Here is a 15,099-nt window from a genome sequence, read left to right on the forward strand (position 1 = left end):
CACCTTACAAGTACAAGGAGGCTTTTATGGCGGATAAGACATTTCGTTTAGTCACGCGCAGCGATTTCGACGGCTTGGTGTGCGCCGTCCTACTTAAAGAACTCGATTTGATTGATGATATTTTGTTTGTCCACCCTAAGGATATGCAGGATGGCAAGATTGAAATCACCGAGAACGACATCACCACCAACCTCCCTTACGTCAAAGGCTGCCATCTCGCGTTTGACCATCATTTAAGCGAAAGCGTCCGCAACGCTCAGACCGACAATCACATTATCGATGCCAGTGCGCCTTCCGCGGCACGTGTTGTGTACGATTATTACGGTGGTAAAAAAGCCTTTCCACGTGTCTCCGATGACATTATGGAGGCGGTCGATAAAAGCGATGCCGCACAATTCAGCCGTGAAGAAGTGCTCAACCCAACCGGTTGGCCGCTACTGAACTACCTTATGGATGCCCGCACCGGGCTGGGGCGCTTCCGCGACTTTCGCATCTCCAACTATCAGTTGATGATGGAATTGATTGATTACTGTCGCGACCATACCATCGACCAAATCCTGCAATTGCCCGACGTCAAAGAACGCGTTGACCTGTATTTTGAACACGAGGCGCAAGCCAAAGAACAAATTCAGCGTTGCTCAACGGTGCAAGGTAACTTAGTGGTCTTGGACTTACGGCATGAAGACATCATCCACCCCACCAACCGTTTTATGATTTACGCGCTTTACCCGCAGTGCAATATTTCCATTCACATACTGTGGGGCTTTCAAAAACAAAACACGGTATTCGCCATCGGAAAATCCATTTTGGACCGTGGTTCCAACACCAATGTAGGGGAATTATGTCTGAAATACAATGGCGGCGGCCATCGAGCGGCCGGCACCTGTCAGGTCGACAACGAGCAAGCGGACATCGTTCTCAAGGAATTGGTCAGCGCTATTAACCAGGACGGTTAACCTGCCAAAATTATACGTAAATCTCCAGCGGTGGCGATTCGGACAGCCGCCGCACAATGTCGGACAGCGTAACAATGCCGCGAATCGACTCAGCGTCAGACATAATAACAATGCAGCCTAAATCGTATTCGCTCATGACCTGAGCCACACGTCGGATATCCATTTCAGCTCTGGTCGTCACCACCTGTTCCGTCATCACATCAGTTACCAGCCCTTCCCCCCCGATATCCAACTGACCGTTATCGCCCACCACGGCACGCATCAAAATGTCATGGCTGGACACCAACCCCACCAGTTCACCAGCTTCATCCTGCACCGGTAAATGATGGACATGCGCTTCCACCATTTGTTGCCAGGCCTGCGCCAAGGTGCGGTCATCACGAATGGTCATCACCGGTTGGGTCATGATTTCATAGACCTTCACCACCGCTTTCCGTTCATTCTTGTTCTGGACGGATTGATACTCTTTTACCGCGGGTTGCGTTTTTTCATGCACCTGGGCCATCGCCTCTTTAAAATGCATCTGGTCCATTTCCGATTCACCGACCGGGTTCACCCGCTTGGTTCGAGCCACTTTCAATTGCGGTGACAATTCACCCGGCTGAATGCGATTGCGTCCTTCTGGGGTATAGACGATAAACATAACCGGATTTCCTTTTAAAAGACTTCAATAAAGTGGTTATCGACCTTGTTTTTAAAAGGATTAAATAAATTTTACCCACCCAGCATTCAAACACCCTGAACGCGGAAACAAGCCGAAACGGATATTTCGATTGTAAAGCAGTTTTCAAGCCGCCACAAATTGACTATACTATTTGCACTTCAAAATTGAAACGTTAAAAAGGATTGTCAATCATGTCAGTACTCGTTACCAAACAAGCACCAGACTTCACAGCCGCCGCCGTTTTAGCCGATGGCACCATCGTTGATGACTTCAACCTGAAAAGCCACATTGAAGGCAAATACGCGGTTGTTTTCTTTTATCCGTTGGATTTCACATTTGTTTGTCCATCTGAAATTTTGGCATTCGACCACCGTGTGGACAGATTTAAAGAACTGGGCACCGAAGTCATCGGCGTATCCATCGATTCGCAATTCACGCACAATGCTTGGCGCAACACACCGGTCAACGAAGGTGGCCTAGGACCGGTGAAATTCCCATTGGTAGCCGATGTAGGCGGCTCCATCATGGATGCTTACGGCATTGTTCACCCAGGTAACGTCGCGCTTCGCGGTGCCTTCCTGATCGACAAAGACGGCGTGGTTCGTCACCAAGTAGTCAACGACCTGCCATTAGGCCGTAACGTTGACGAAATGGTTCGCATGGTTGAAGCCCTGCAATTCCACGAAGAGCACGGCGAAGTATGCCCGGCCGGTTGGAACAAAGGCGACGAAGGGATGAAAGACTCACCAGAAGGTGTGGCGGATTACCTGTCCAAGCACGGTGAAGAACTGTAATCCTTTCCGAAAGGAAATATCAAAAGGCTGCTTCGAGCAGCCTTTTTTCTTTCTAACAACTGGCATTCAATTTTGACCAGGCCTGGGAGATAGCTTGAAAACCACGCTGATTGCTTACCAAGAACGCATCCATCAGACACTGTCCCAGTTTCTGGAACAGCCGCGGTCCATACCACCCCGCCTGCTGGAAGCCATTCAATACGCCACCCTGAATCAGGGCAAGCGTCTGCGCCCGGCGTTGCTGTATGCCATCGGCGAAGCACTCGAAACCCCCATTGAGCGATTAGACGCCTGTGCCTGCGCACTGGAACTGATTCACAGTTATTCACTGGTGCATGACGATTTACCCGCCATGGACGACGACGACCTTCGCCGCGGGAAACCCACCTGCCACATCCAATACGATGTGGCCACCGCGATCTTGGTAGGCGACGCCCAGCAATCCCTCTCCTACGAAGCTATCTTGACCGACACCCATCTGCCGCCGGCAGCACAAGTGGAAGCCTTACGCCTTCTGGCACATGCCGCTGGGCCGGAAGGCATGATTGGCGGTCAAATACTGGATATTGAATCCACCGGTCAACGCATTTCGCTCGAACAACTCCAACGGCTTCACGAAATGAAAACCGGCGCGCTGATTCAGGCCGCCCTCCTCATGGGGGCGGTTTCCTCACCCCGTTATGAGAGCATTCGACCAGGCCTGGCGGATTTAGGCCAAAAGATCGGCCTGGCTTTTCAAGTGCAGGACGACATTTTGGATATCGAAAGCACCACTGAGCAACTCGGTAAACCGCAAGGCAGTGACGAAGCACAAGCCAAATCGACCTATCCAAAACTCATGGGAATAAACGAAGCCAAAGCTTTCCGAGACCACTTGATCCAGGAAGCCCAAAACCAACTGATGCAGCTGAAAATCGACAGCCCTTTTCTGGAAAACCTGATTCAATACATCGCCCAGCGTGACCACTGAATCCACTGGAAATCTCATGCAAATTTCCTTATCTCAAATGGAAATTTGCTATAATTGTCGCCAACTTAGCAACACTGGATTCGGTTTCCGATATGGCACAACAATTTGTACTCAAAACCCTACTGGACTTCGCCGCGGCTCACAGTTTGAAAAACTACCCCGGGGATTGCGCCAAACTGCACGGCCATAACTGGAAAATCGAAGTGCAAGTGCAAGGTTCCAAACTCAATGAAATTGGCATGCTGGTCGATTTCAAAGAAGTCAAAAAGCACGCTAAACAAGTTGTGGCCGAACTGGATCATACGTTTTTGAACGATCACCCTTCTTTCCAAGAGCAAAACCCGACGGCCGAAAACATCGCGGTTTTTTTATACCGTGAAATCGAATCGCGCATTCAATCCGAGACGGTGAAAATGCACAGTTTAACGGTCTGGGAAAACGACCGTAATTGCGTCATCTACAGCGAAGACGACTGAGGTTTCGTTTTTTGACCGAGGTCACAATTCGGAAAGCTTTCAATTAAATTTTTTTTACCCTATACTAAGCAGAGAAAACAGCAAACTGGACAGATCAAAATGATTAACAGTAAATTGAAAGGCGATACGCTTTGGGTGTATGTCGGCGACAAATTCACCATTGATTCTTTCGCCGAATTTCAAGCCGCTTACTGCGAGAACGAATTCAAAGACATTGTCATCGATTTCAGTCAAACCTCTCAGATTGATAGTGGAGGCTTGGGGATGTTGTTGCAACTTCGTACTCATTTAGGCGAAAACGCCAATCGCATTACCCTTTCCGGTCTATCGGATCATATCCTGAAAGTCTTTGAAGTCGTCAACTTCGAAAAACTTTTCAAAATGGCTTGACGCCTAGCCTCATGCCGACGATTCATCCGACAGAAGCTGTTTTATTCGCGGCCGTTCTGGGGTTAATTGTCGGGAGCTTCCTGTCGATGCTCACTTGGCGCTGGCCACGCCTACTACACTTAAACGCTTCAGAACAATTCAAACACCTTTCACTTAGTCGCTCCGCGTGCCCCAACTGTCATGCAACCTTACCCTGGTTTCGACTGTTCCCCCTGTTCAGCTGGTTATGGGGTCGAGGTCAATGCCATCATTGCCATACGACCATTTCATGGCGCTATCCAGTCATTGAATTCACCACCGCCGTACTCTCAGCCACGTTGGTCTATCATGCCGGGTTCAACTGGTTAGCCATTTACGGTCTGATTTTTTTGTGGATACTGCTGGCGATTGCCATTATCGATATCGAACACCAGTTGATTCTGGACGCACTCAGCCTACCTTTATTATGGCTAGGACTTATCCTCAACACCCAAAGTATGTTTACCACACCGGAGCAGGCTATTCTTGGCGCCGCAACCGGATATTTGATCCTATGGGCCATCTTTCAAACGTTTAAGGGGTTAACGGGCAAGGAAGGTATGGGCTATGGCGACTTCAAACTACTGGCCGCACTCGGAGCTTGGTTTGGTGCCTTGGCGATACCGCAAATTATTTTAATTGCTTCGATTAGCAGTTTAATCGTTGGATTGACATTGGTTTTGCTGAAACGCAGAAGTTTTAACAGCCCACTCCCGTTCGGGCCATTCCTGGCGCTGGGCGGTTGGGTCAGTTTAATGTTTGGGAGCGAGTTGATTCAACAACTCTAAAGACAGGAAAAAAAGAGCTCAGGAACCGAGATCAGACTCCATGGAGTCACAAACCTCAGACATTTTCAAATCATTGGATTTAACAAAATTCATCACATAATCAAACATCGCCGGGTCCTTGGCCTGCAACTCGGTATCAATAATCAAGCACTTTTGCCCCTTATACAACTCCGGATGCAGCAATTCCGAAAACACTAAACGGTGCGAGGAACCATACGATGCCATCATCGACGCGATGCGGTCGATCCAGTCACTGGGACGAAATTTACGCCCTTCGTTGGTATAACCTTCAATAATATATTTACAATGCACTGCGTTTCTCTTCCAAAAATTCCGAATTTAAGACGTGTGATGTTCGATTTATTAACGGGGGATTCTAGCATAACTCGCTCGAATAGCCACCCTTAACCCCGTTAAATTCCGCAGAATTTCATAAAAAATAACTATCAAAACCATTGCCGATGACACGGACGCATTTTTAGCCAACTTTTTCGTCCCAGAAATGGCATAATATACCGTTTTTACGGTTAATGAATTTGACACCAGAGACAGCACGATGACACAGTATCAGACCGACGATTTACGCATAAAGACGATCACGGAAGTACGCCCACCTCAAGTCTTGCACGAACTGTTTCCGATTTCGGAAAACGCCTCCAAGACCGTGTACGATACCCGCCAACAAATTCACAACATTCTGACCGGTGAAGACGATCGTCTGTTGGTCATTATCGGCCCGTGCTCTATTCATGACACCAAGGCGGCGCGAGAATACGCTGAACGCCTGAAAGCGCAGATCGCTCACTATGAAAAAGATTTGTTGATTGTCATGCGTGTTTACTTCGAAAAGCCTCGTACAACCGTCGGTTGGAAAGGTCTAATTAATGATCCCGACTTGAACGAATCGTTTGAAATCAATAAAGGATTGGAAGCCGCCCGTTCCCTACTCGTCGACATCAACGACATGGGTGTTCCCTGTGCCACTGAATTTTTGGATTTGATTTCACCACAGTACATTGCCGACTTGGTTTCCTGGGGGGCCATTGGGGCACGCACCACCGAAAGCCAAGGGCACCGTGAATTAGCGTCTGGCCTTTCCTGCCCGATTGGATTTAAAAACGGTACCGACGGCGGCTTTAAAATCGCCGTTGACGCCATCCGCGCCGCCAACAACCCGCACATTTTCCTATCCTTAACGAAAATGGGCCATTCCGCGATTTTCTCCACGAACGGCAACCCGGACTGTCACGTCATCCTGCGTGGTGGCAACGACGGCCCGAACTACGATGAAGACAGCGTGAATCAAGCCGTATCCGAACTGGAAAAAGCCGGCGTTCAGAAAAAATTGATGATTGACTGCAGCCATGCCAACAGCAGCAAACAACATGAAAGACAGCTTGTCGTCGCCCAATCGATTCGAGATCAACTCAGCAAAGGCGCCGACCATATTATGGGGGCCATGGTGGAAAGCCATTTGATTGAAGGTCGCCAGGACGTGGTTTCGGGTCAACCTCTAACCTACGGTCAAAGCATCACCGATGCCTGCATCAGCTGGGAATCCAGCCTCACCTTACTGGAAGATTTAGCCACCGGCGTTCGCGCCCGCCGCGCTGCAAAATAACCGTTCTGTCTTATTGATGGCATCCCGTCCTTCAGCCAACAAGGACAGGATGTCTTCCTCTAAACTTCATCCCGCTGTCACATTCCTTTTATATACTGAAACTGTTATTTCCATAACAGGTATTTAAGGAGCCTCAAAGGCGATATGAAGTTTTTCAATTACATTTCCATCAATCTACGACTGTTCATCAACACGCTGTTATCCATCGGGTTTATGTCCGCCATCGCCTATATCGGCTGGCAATCACTCTCCGATGTGCAAACCAAAGCCGATGCGCTCTCCGTGTTACAGAAAGAACACACCAGTCGTATCGCCCATTTACAGCAATCGCTGATTCTGACCACCCAGTTATCGAATGAATACATCTTGACGCGCAGCCAAGCCTCCAACCAAAAGTTCAACCAAGCCATCGATGAGCTCAAAGTACAAACCGAGCAGATGTTGAACGTACTGACGTCCCCCGAAAACCAGGAAGTCATTCACACCATTGAAACGGTACTGCGCCAATACAAGAAAGTCACCAACTCCAACGTTTTCCTAAAAAATGAAATCAACAATACCTTGGAGTATGGCATTACACCCACCGCGGAAACCATGGAAAAAACCCTTAAAAGCCTCGCCGTCAGTCCTGAGATTCAAGATTCCGAGGCCTTGATGACTGCCGTCAAAAATCTGCAAAAACGCCTGGCCGACTCGCAATTAATGCTCGGAAAACTGATTTCCACAAAGGATACCAGCGTCAATACGTTATTTGATCAACACGGATTGGGCGATATTGCCGATACCGATTTATCGGTTTTAAACGATGAACTCGGTTCCAACTTTGCCTGGATGGACACCCTATCCGAATTAAATAATGCGCGAGATGGCTTTCAGGAATCCTTCGGCGACATTAAAGATTATTTGAACACGGAAACCGAGAACAACAATTCACTGATTGCTTTGATTAACCAAGCCAACCAGCAAATCAACTTTCTGTCCTCGGAATCCCAACAAACCACCTCTGGCCTGATTCAAGAACTGAACCAACTGTCCAATGAACAAATCTACCGCTTAGGTCTGCTCAGTTTGATTGGACTGATTTTGATTCTTTTATTAAACCTGCTGGTCGTCACCTCCATAACCGGCCCGCTGCATCGCATGAAGAAAACCATCGCCCGCATTGCCCAAAGCGGTGAACTGGCGCAATGGAAAACCCTTAAAGGTAAAAACGAGCTGGTCGAAATGAGCAACAGCATCAACGACCTGATCGGTTCTTTCCGTCACATTACCGGTGAACTGCAACAAGTCGGCACCGCCCTGTCCCACGGCCAATTTAATCGCCACGTCGAAAAAGAATATGCCGGCGATCTGCTCAGCCTGAAAGAAAACTTCAACGATTCCGTCAGCCAGATTTCCCACACCATGTCTTCCATTCAGAACATGAGTGAAGCCATCCAACAAGGCAACTTGGCTTTCAGCGAATCGGCCGATCAATACCAAGGGGCTTATCGCAAAGTGGTCGAAAGCCTGAACGATGCCATGACCACCCAACGTCAAGCCATCGAATCGGTCAAGGACGTGATGCTAATGATGAATAAAGGCGATTTTTCAAAGCGCATCGAACTGGATATGCCGGGGGATTTAACCCAGCTGAAAACCTATTTGAACAACTCCCTGGACAAACTGGATGAAGCCATCACTCAAAAATCCCACACATTGGATCATTTCCGTCAAGGCAACTTCGCTTTCGAAATCCAAGGCGAATTTGAAGGCAAGCTGAAAGAACTGAAAGATAATATGCAAGATATGGCCACCAACATCAGCGACATGCTGGCCGACGTGCAAAATGCTTCCTCCGATGCCGTGAGTGGTGTGCAGGAAATCAGCTTGGGCAATCAGGACTTGAACCAGCGCGTCAACCAACAAGCCCAGGCCATTCAAAACACCATGAACCACATGCAACAAATGATCAATCAGGTCAATGAATCCCTGTCTAATGCGTCAACGGTCAATAACCGAAGTTCCCAGGCCAAGGAAAATACCTTATCCGGCGTCAATATCGTCAACAGCATGGTCGAAGCCATCAGCGAAATCGAAGCCGCCAGCGAGGAAATCGCCAGCTTTACCCAGGTCATTGACGACATTGCTTTCCAAACCAACCTCCTAGCGTTGAACGCGGCGGTTGAAGCGGCACGTGCCGGCGAACAAGGTCGTGGGTTTGCCGTGGTGGCGAGCGAAGTCCGTAATCTGGCGTCCAAGTCCGGTGATGCGGCGCACAGCATTCAGGGAGTGACTCAAAACAGCTTGAAAAAAGTCAAACAAGGCATTGAACTCAGCGAACTCACCAAAAAAGCTTTTGAAGAGAACGCTCAAGCCATCGACGAAATTTCATCGATGATGTCCGCCATGCACGATTCGCTGAACCACCAGTCTCACGGCATCGAACAAGTGAACCATTCATTGTTGGAAATCAACGAAATCACCCAACAAAACGCCTCGTTGGTGGAAGAAGTGACGCACACCTCAACCAGCATCATCGACAGCGTAAAAGGGGTTGAGGAACGTTTGTTGAACTTCCGGCTTAAAGCCAGCGATGCGGTCACAGACTTACCGCCCGCCAACGAAATGGATGAAAATGAAGAAGACCCTCATGATGACGACGTTGGCGAAGAAAAGTTACTGACCGACAAGACGGCTTAAGAGCCAATTGTTTAAGCGGTTTATAAAGGCCAAGGTCAATTTAAAAGTGCTGATAGCCTAAGTGTTCCAAGGTTTGGACCCCTTTCGGTGCGTTTTTCAATACCACGCCGGTTCCGGTGATGATGCGACCGATTTGCGTTATCGGCAAATTCAAATGACATGTTCGCTCTTTCAGCAACACTTCTTTTTCAGCCGGCACGGTAAAACATAATTCATAATCGTCGCCGCCCGTCAGCGGTAATGACCAGGCCTGGGGGTTTTGCGCCAAATAACCTCGCATGGCTTGCGAGTACGGAACCGCGGCCACATTCACTTCGCACCCACACTGGGACGCCTCCAATAGATGCTCAATGTCAGCCAGTAAACCATCGGAAACATCAATGGCACTGCTGGCCAGATCAGACAATAAACTTCCCAACGCCACTCGCGGCTCGGGCCGGTTCAATTTTTGCAAGGCACCGGCGTAATCTTCGACGTTCAATGATTCGTTGACGGCTATCAATCCCAAAGCACCATCGCCGATATGACCGGAAACGTAAAGACCGTCCCCCGGGTTCGCACCGGAACGCCGCAAGGCCTTCCCGGCAGGCACCCAACCGTGCGCCGTCACTGTCACCGTTAAACGATCCGAACGGGTGGTATCCCCGCCGATCAACGGAGTCTGATGGTCTTCCGCTAAATCTCGCAACCCACTTGAAAAGGCTTTTAACCAGGCCAGGTGATTTTTCGATTCCGGCAAACTCAACGCCAATGAAAAAAAAGCCGGACAAGCGCCCATCGCGGCTAAATCGCTGAGATTGACGGCCAACGCTTTCCAGCCGATGTCTTCCGGTGCGGTATCGATTGGAAAATGCACGCCTTCCACCAGGGTATCGGTCACCACCACCAATTGTTGGCCTTGAGGGCAGGACAAGACCGCTCCATCGTCGCCAATCCCGATATCCGGTGTCGCAACCTGCGATAAAGGCTGGAAAAAGGTTCGGATCAAATCAAATTCATGCGCCATGCATTCTTTATCTCTTGTTAAAAGGACTTTGTGGTCGTTCTCTGGTCAAACAAAAAAGCCAGAGCAAGCTCTGGCTTTTTAAATGACCGAAAAGAACCTGGGGTCAGTCCATTTGCGTTTTTTCCAGACTGCGTAACTCCAAAGCCACTTTATCCAAAACACCATTGATGTATTTGTGGCTTTCTTCCGCACCAAAGCGTTTCGCCAGTTCAACGGATTCATTAATCACCACTCGATAAGGGATTTCCGGCTTCGACTGAAGCTCATAAACCCCCATTCTCAGAATGTTCTTTTCCACCGGATCGATCATCGCCACAGCACGATCCAAAAACGGCGCAAAAATCGCATCCAGTTCCGTGACCTGGCCGGTCACACTATTGACCAAATCACGAAACAAAGACGCGTCGACATCGCCCAACAAGCCGTCTTCTGAAAATTGCTTGATGATGTCAAATGGCTCAGCATGATTCATCTGCCATTGATACAAGGCCTGCAGTGCAACACGGCGCGATTGGCTACGAGGGCTTACCGGCCCCTCTTCTTCTGCCACCTCGACACCGTCGCCGGGCTTAAAATCCGATCGATTCATAGTGTTCCGAAATCCATTAAAACTGTTTTAACACATTAGCGGTTTCAATCGCCGCTAAAGTGCACTCTTCACCTTTGTTACCGGCTTTGGTACCGGCACGCTCAATGGCTTGCTCAATGGTATCCACCGTCAAAACACCGAACGATACCGGAGTACCGCTTTTCAACGCCACCTGGCCGATGCCTTTCACACATTCACCGGCCACGTAATCGAAATGCGGCGTACCGCCTCGAATGACCGCACCCAAAGCCACAATAGCGTCGTACTTACCGGAATCGGCCATTTTTTGCGCCACGATTGGAATTTCAAACGCACCCGGCACAAAAACTTGTTCAATATTAGCTTCCGAGCCACCATGACGTACGATGGTGTCTACAGCACCCTTAACCAGGCTGTCAACGATAAAGCTGTTAAAACGCCCAACAAGCAGACCGATTTTCAACCCTTCCGCCGTCAAATTTCCTTCGATGATTTTCATTCTCATACCCTATTTTTCAATTCATTGTGGCCGCTTGAGCGCCTCAATCTCATAGAGAGTTTTGCACGAGTGGGACGCGAGGAAAAAATGAGATAAAATTTTTCTGAATTAGGCGGAAAACGACGCTAATAGCTAGCTATTAACGAGTTTTTCAACGACATTCAGGAAGATTTTAGCCATTTTTAGCCGTGTATCCATCTCGTGCAAGGCTCTCTTATATTTTCTCAATATTCTCTACAATTTCCAAGCCGAAACCGCCCAACGCGCTCATGCGCCAAGCCGAACCGATGACTTTTAATTTTTTCAGTCCTAGATCAGACAGGATTTGCGCGCCCAAACCATAAGTTTTGGCATCGTCTTCCGATTGCGTTTCCGGCTGGCTAATGCCGCGGTCTTTCATCTGAAATTGCTGGATTTTATCCAACAACTCGGCGCCCTCTTCATGCTTACGCAAAATAACGATCACACCAGAGCCTTCTTGCGCGATTTGCTTCATCGCCAAACGCAACGACCAGCCGCATTCACTGCGCTTGGAGTCAAACAGATCGCACAGCGTATCCAACATATGGACGCGAACCGCTGTAGGCCGAGTGCTATCTAACGGGCCGTAAACCAAGGCCATATGCGCTCGATGCTCTAAAACATCCTCATAGCCGATCAAACGGAAATCACCGTACTCGGTTGGCATGTGGCATTCGGATACTCGCTCGATGGTTTTTTCATTTTTCAAACGATATTGGATCAAATCCGCTACCGTACCCAACTTAATACCATGCTCCTGAGCAAACACTTCCAGGTCGTCGCGACGCGCCATGGTGCCGTCTTCGTTCATGATTTCCACAATGGCCGAAGCGGGCTCCAAACCGGCTAAACGCGCCAAATCACAACCCGCCTCGGTATGGCCGGCGCGCTCCAGAACACCGCCAGGCTTGGCCATAATGGGAAAGACATGGCCCGGTGTGACGATATCCGCCGACGTAGCATCCGGTTTGATGGCCGCTTGAATCGTGGTGGCACGGTCTGCCGCTGAAATACCGGTCGTCACCCCTTCTGCGGCTTCAATGGAAACCGTAAAGCTGGTGCTGTGCGTATCCTGATTAGTACGCGACATTAATGGCAAGTGCAATTGTTGACAGCGTTCTTTGGTCAAGGTCAAACAAATCAGGCCTCGCCCGTAACGTGCCATAAAGTTGATATGCTCCGCCGTAATCGCACTGGCGGCAATCATCACATCCCCTTCGTTTTCCCGGTCTTCGTCATCCATCAGGATGACCATCTTGCCTTGGCGATAATCTTCAATGATTTCTTCAATCGTGTTTAACTGCATGTCTCTTTCCAGAAATTTCGTTAGATAAAACCGCGGTCGGCCAAAAGCGTTTCGGTCACACCTGCCGGGCTTTGTTTATCATCTTGCGGCGCAGTCAGCATCCGTTCCAAATAGCGCGCCAGTAAATCCACTTCCAAATTGACTTCGGTGCCAACCTGAAAATCCTTAATCGTGGTTTCTTGCCGCGTATGCGGCACAATATTAACATCAAATGTATTGTCTTCCACCTGATTCACGGTCAAACTGATGCCGTTGATGCAGATAGAACCTTTCGCGGCAATGTATTTGCTCAACGCCACCGGTGATTCGATCTGGTAACGCCAAGAACGCGCTTCTTGTCGAATCGAGATCACTTTTCCGATGCCGTCCACATGGCCGCTGACCAAATGGCCGCCCAATCGATCCTGTAAGCGCAGTGCCTTTTCAAGATTCACCTGCGAACCGACCTTCAGATGCCCCAACGTTGAGACTTTCAAGGTTTCCGCCGATACGTCCGCGACGTAAAAATCGTGCCCGAGTTCCACGGCCGTCAAGCAGACACCGTTGCAGGCGATACTGTCACCGGTTTTGACATCGCTCATATCCAGTTTTCCGGTGGCGATGGTCATTTTCGCGTCGCCATTGACGGGCTGAATTTTTCGAATGGTGCCTTCTGCTTCGATAATGCCTGTAAACATGTGCGCTCCTAAAAAGATGTCGCCGGAGTGGCTGCTTGGGAAACCGGCTTCAAAACCAGATGTAAGTCATTTCCAACGGTTTGAACCGACTGATATTGAAACGGCATTTTATCACTCATTTCGACCAGGCCTGGTAAAAAGAACATCGGTTTGGCTTCGTGCCCCATCAGGCACGGTGCCATAAATACATGCAGTTCGTTTACGTAGCCGGATTGCAAAAAAGCCCCCGCCACAATGGCGCCGGCTTCCACCAACACATCAAAGACCCGCTCTTCTTGATAAAGGTACTCCAGCACCGAAAGAATGTCCAACTTATCGCCATCGGCTTCCACCGCAACGATTTCCGCGCCGGCATTAGCCAGCAACTCTACGAGTGTCGGTTGACCATCAACCGTTTCACGCGAGGTCATCAAGATAGTACGGCCCGGCTGAGAGAGTATTTTCGCGTCGGACGGCATACTCAAATGCGCGTCCAACACCACGCGAATCGGGTGGCTGTCCGCTTCCGACAAATGCATGGCTTGCAACTCGGCTTCCGGCAACCGCACGGTCATACTTGGGTCATCCGCCAAGACAGTTCCAATCCCTGTCACCAAAGCGCCGCTTTTGGCCCGCATTCGGTGCACTTCATGGCGAGCGGCGTCACCGGTGATCCACTGACTTTCCCCGTTGGCCATCGCCGTGTGGCCGTCCAAGCTATTCGCCATCTTCAAGCGGACATAAGGTAATTTGCACCGCATGGCATGTACAAACCCCGCATTCAAGGCTTCGGCTTCATCCGCCAACAAACCACATTGCACCGCAATACCGGCGTTTTCCAATCGCGCCAAGCCCTGACCGGAGACCAATGGATTCGGATCTTCCATCGCCACCACCACTCGAGCGACCTTGGCTGCGACCAAGGCATCGGCACACGGCGGTGTTTTACCATAATGCGAACAGGGTTCCAGCGTGACGTAAACGGTCGCACCTTCCACTGACTCCTGAGCGGCGGCCAACGCCACTCTTTCCGCATGTGGCTCGCCGGCTCGTTGATGCCAACCTTCGGCGAGGATGTTATCGTCTTTTGTGATGACACAGCCGACGGCCGGATTCGGCTTGGTGGAAAATTCACCTTGACGAGCAAGCGCCATTGCCCGTGTCATCATCTGGATATCGAAATTAGAAAACGTATTGGAACGAGAAGACATCATTATTGGGAAGTGGTGGCTTTCACCAGTTTTTCAATTTCTTCGCGGAAAGCGTTCACGTCCTGAAAGGAACGATAAACGGAAGCAAAACGGACATAGGCCACTTGATCAAGTTCCCGAAGTGCATCCATCAACAGTTCACCGATTTGAGAGGAAGGGATCTCCTTCACCCCTTCCGCAGTCAACTGCTTATGAATGCGATTGACAACCTGATCGATAACTTCACTTTCCACCGGCCGTTTTTCCAGCGCTTTAATCAACCCGCGACGGATTTTATCGTCATCAAATTTTTCACGATTACCGTCGGATTTAATGACCCTTGGCAGGGTCAGTTCAGCGGTTTCATAGGTTGTAAAGCGCTCACCGCAACGCATACATTCACGCCGACGCCGAACCTGACTGCCTTCCGTGGCCAGGCGGGAATCAATTACTTTGGTATCTGGCGCGTTACAAAAAGGACAATGCATAGCTTG

At 49.5% G+C, this 15,099-nt stretch carries 17 protein-coding genes; 8 read left to right on the plus strand and 9 right to left on the minus strand.

The window, feature by feature from the left end:
• The first annotated feature begins 26 nt into the window (after positions 1 to 26).
• Positions 27 to 956 (plus strand): exopolyphosphatase, encoded by a 930-nt coding sequence (locus AC0KH7_RS07255; RefSeq protein ID WP_472372077.1) that lies wholly within the window; start codon positions 27 to 29, stop codon positions 954 to 956.
• 10 nt (positions 957 to 966) lie between these two features.
• On the opposite strand, the gene AC0KH7_RS07260 is transcribed toward AC0KH7_RS07255, so the two are convergent.
• Positions 967 to 1,599, minus strand: a complete 633-nt coding sequence (locus AC0KH7_RS07260) for a CBS domain-containing protein (RefSeq protein WP_472372079.1) — start codon at positions 1,597 to 1,599, stop codon at positions 967 to 969.
• 212 nt (positions 1,600 to 1,811) lie between these two features.
• On the opposite strand from AC0KH7_RS07260, the gene AC0KH7_RS07265 reads away from it, so the two are divergent.
• From AC0KH7_RS07265 to AC0KH7_RS07285, 5 genes are all read left to right on the plus strand, one after another.
• Positions 1,812 to 2,414, plus strand: a complete 603-nt coding sequence (locus AC0KH7_RS07265) for a peroxiredoxin (protein ID WP_472372081.1) — start codon at positions 1,812 to 1,814, stop codon at positions 2,412 to 2,414.
• Between the two features lie 94 nt (positions 2,415 to 2,508).
• Positions 2,509 to 3,384, plus strand: a complete 876-nt coding sequence (locus AC0KH7_RS07270; protein ID WP_472372083.1) for a polyprenyl synthetase family protein — start codon at positions 2,509 to 2,511, stop codon at positions 3,382 to 3,384.
• A gap of 92 nt (positions 3,385 to 3,476) precedes the next feature.
• Complete coding sequence (gene queD / locus AC0KH7_RS07275) at positions 3,477 to 3,860, plus strand: 6-carboxytetrahydropterin synthase QueD (protein ID WP_472372085.1); 384 nt, start codon at positions 3,477 to 3,479, stop codon at positions 3,858 to 3,860.
• Positions 3,861 to 3,959: 99 nt separating this feature from the next.
• The gene (locus tag AC0KH7_RS07280; protein WP_068649080.1) at positions 3,960 to 4,250 is read left to right on the plus strand and encodes an STAS domain-containing protein; all 291 of its coding nucleotides are present in this window, start codon (positions 3,960 to 3,962) and stop codon (positions 4,248 to 4,250) included.
• 11 nt (positions 4,251 to 4,261) lie between these two features.
• On the plus strand, positions 4,262 to 5,056 hold the full coding sequence (locus AC0KH7_RS07285; RefSeq protein ID WP_472372087.1) for a prepilin peptidase: 795 nt from the start codon (positions 4,262 to 4,264) through the stop codon (positions 5,054 to 5,056).
• Between the two features lie 18 nt (positions 5,057 to 5,074).
• On the opposite strand, the gene AC0KH7_RS07290 is transcribed toward AC0KH7_RS07285, so the two are convergent.
• Positions 5,075 to 5,368 carry a DUF3579 domain-containing protein gene (locus AC0KH7_RS07290; RefSeq protein ID WP_472372089.1) on the minus strand — a complete coding sequence of 98 codons (294 nt, stop codon included), beginning with the start codon at positions 5,366 to 5,368 and terminating at the stop codon, positions 5,075 to 5,077.
• A 244-nt stretch (positions 5,369 to 5,612) separates the two neighbouring features.
• Between AC0KH7_RS07290 and aroG the strand changes: the two genes are divergently transcribed.
• Together aroG and AC0KH7_RS07300 are read left to right on the plus strand one after the other, a co-directional pair.
• Complete coding sequence (gene aroG / locus AC0KH7_RS07295; protein ID WP_472372091.1) at positions 5,613 to 6,677, plus strand: 3-deoxy-7-phosphoheptulonate synthase AroG; 1,065 nt, start codon at positions 5,613 to 5,615, stop codon at positions 6,675 to 6,677.
• Positions 6,678 to 6,821: 144 nt separating this feature from the next.
• A complete protein-coding gene (locus tag AC0KH7_RS07300; RefSeq protein ID WP_472372093.1) occupies positions 6,822 to 9,359 on the plus strand; it encodes a methyl-accepting chemotaxis protein in 2,538 nt (845 codons plus the stop codon).
• Between the two features lie 40 nt (positions 9,360 to 9,399).
• On the opposite strand, the gene thiL is transcribed toward AC0KH7_RS07300, so the two are convergent.
• The 7 genes from thiL to nrdR form a co-directional block, all read right to left on the minus strand.
• Positions 9,400 to 10,365 (minus strand): thiamine-phosphate kinase, encoded by a 966-nt coding sequence (gene thiL / locus AC0KH7_RS07305; RefSeq protein WP_472372095.1) that lies wholly within the window; start codon positions 10,363 to 10,365, stop codon positions 9,400 to 9,402.
• Positions 10,366 to 10,468: 103 nt separating this feature from the next.
• Positions 10,469 to 10,954, minus strand: coding sequence for a transcription antitermination factor NusB (nusB, locus tag AC0KH7_RS07310; protein ID WP_472372097.1), 486 nt, complete (start codon positions 10,952 to 10,954; stop codon positions 10,469 to 10,471).
• A 16-nt stretch (positions 10,955 to 10,970) separates the two neighbouring features.
• Positions 10,971 to 11,432, minus strand: a complete 462-nt coding sequence (ribH, locus tag AC0KH7_RS07315) for a 6,7-dimethyl-8-ribityllumazine synthase (protein ID WP_472372099.1) — start codon at positions 11,430 to 11,432, stop codon at positions 10,971 to 10,973.
• A 214-nt stretch (positions 11,433 to 11,646) separates the two neighbouring features.
• A complete protein-coding gene (gene ribBA / locus AC0KH7_RS07320; protein ID WP_472372100.1) occupies positions 11,647 to 12,759 on the minus strand; it encodes a bifunctional 3,4-dihydroxy-2-butanone-4-phosphate synthase/GTP cyclohydrolase II in 1,113 nt (370 codons plus the stop codon).
• Between the two features lie 20 nt (positions 12,760 to 12,779).
• Positions 12,780 to 13,436: a riboflavin synthase gene (locus AC0KH7_RS07325; RefSeq protein WP_472372102.1), complete on the minus strand. Its 657-nt coding sequence runs from the start codon at positions 13,434 to 13,436 to the stop codon at positions 12,780 to 12,782.
• An 8-nt stretch (positions 13,437 to 13,444) separates the two neighbouring features.
• Positions 13,445 to 14,629, minus strand: a complete 1,185-nt coding sequence (ribD, locus tag AC0KH7_RS07330; protein WP_472372104.1) for a bifunctional diaminohydroxyphosphoribosylaminopyrimidine deaminase/5-amino-6-(5-phosphoribosylamino)uracil reductase RibD — start codon at positions 14,627 to 14,629, stop codon at positions 13,445 to 13,447.
• On the minus strand, positions 14,629 to 15,093 hold the full coding sequence (gene nrdR / locus AC0KH7_RS07335; RefSeq protein ID WP_029938293.1) for a transcriptional regulator NrdR: 465 nt from the start codon (positions 15,091 to 15,093) through the stop codon (positions 14,629 to 14,631). Before nrdR ends, ribD begins: the two co-directional genes overlap by 1 nt.
• Between the last annotated feature and the right edge of the window lie 6 nt (positions 15,094 to 15,099).

Origin of the sequence: Hydrogenovibrio sp. (assembly GCF_965140365.1) — a bacterium.
Taxonomy (GTDB): domain Bacteria; phylum Pseudomonadota; class Gammaproteobacteria; order Thiomicrospirales; family Thiomicrospiraceae; genus Hydrogenovibrio.

What these genes read in the sequence shown, in the direction of transcription:
- AC0KH7_RS07255 (WP_472372077.1), top strand. Translation starts at nt 27, where the DNA reads ATGGCGGATAAGACATTTCGTTTAGTCACGCGCAGCGATTTCGACGGC.
- AC0KH7_RS07260 (WP_472372079.1), bottom strand. Translation starts at nt 1,599, where the DNA reads ATGTTTATCGTCTATACCCCAGAAGGACGCAATCGCATTCAGCCGGGT.
- AC0KH7_RS07265 (WP_472372081.1), top strand. Translation starts at nt 1,812, where the DNA reads ATGTCAGTACTCGTTACCAAACAAGCACCAGACTTCACAGCCGCCGCC.
- queD (WP_472372085.1), top strand. Translation starts at nt 3,477, where the DNA reads ATGGCACAACAATTTGTACTCAAAACCCTACTGGACTTCGCCGCGGCT.
- AC0KH7_RS07280 (WP_068649080.1), top strand. Translation starts at nt 3,960, where the DNA reads ATGATTAACAGTAAATTGAAAGGCGATACGCTTTGGGTGTATGTCGGC.
- AC0KH7_RS07285 (WP_472372087.1), top strand. Translation starts at nt 4,262, where the DNA reads ATGCCGACGATTCATCCGACAGAAGCTGTTTTATTCGCGGCCGTTCTG.
- aroG (WP_472372091.1), top strand. Translation starts at nt 5,613, where the DNA reads ATGACACAGTATCAGACCGACGATTTACGCATAAAGACGATCACGGAA.
- AC0KH7_RS07300 (WP_472372093.1), top strand. Translation starts at nt 6,822, where the DNA reads ATGAAGTTTTTCAATTACATTTCCATCAATCTACGACTGTTCATCAAC.
- thiL (WP_472372095.1), bottom strand. Translation starts at nt 10,365, where the DNA reads ATGGCGCATGAATTTGATTTGATCCGAACCTTTTTCCAGCCTTTATCG.
- nusB (WP_472372097.1), bottom strand. Translation starts at nt 10,954, where the DNA reads ATGAATCGATCGGATTTTAAGCCCGGCGACGGTGTCGAGGTGGCAGAA.
- ribH (WP_472372099.1), bottom strand. Translation starts at nt 11,432, where the DNA reads ATGAAAATCATCGAAGGAAATTTGACGGCGGAAGGGTTGAAAATCGGT.
- ribBA (WP_472372100.1), bottom strand. Translation starts at nt 12,759, where the DNA reads ATGCAGTTAAACACGATTGAAGAAATCATTGAAGATTATCGCCAAGGC.
- AC0KH7_RS07325 (WP_472372102.1), bottom strand. Translation starts at nt 13,436, where the DNA reads ATGTTTACAGGCATTATCGAAGCAGAAGGCACCATTCGAAAAATTCAG.
- ribD (WP_472372104.1), bottom strand. Translation starts at nt 14,629, where the DNA reads ATGATGTCTTCTCGTTCCAATACGTTTTCTAATTTCGATATCCAGATG.
- nrdR (WP_029938293.1), bottom strand. Translation starts at nt 15,093, where the DNA reads ATGCATTGTCCTTTTTGTAACGCGCCAGATACCAAAGTAATTGATTCC.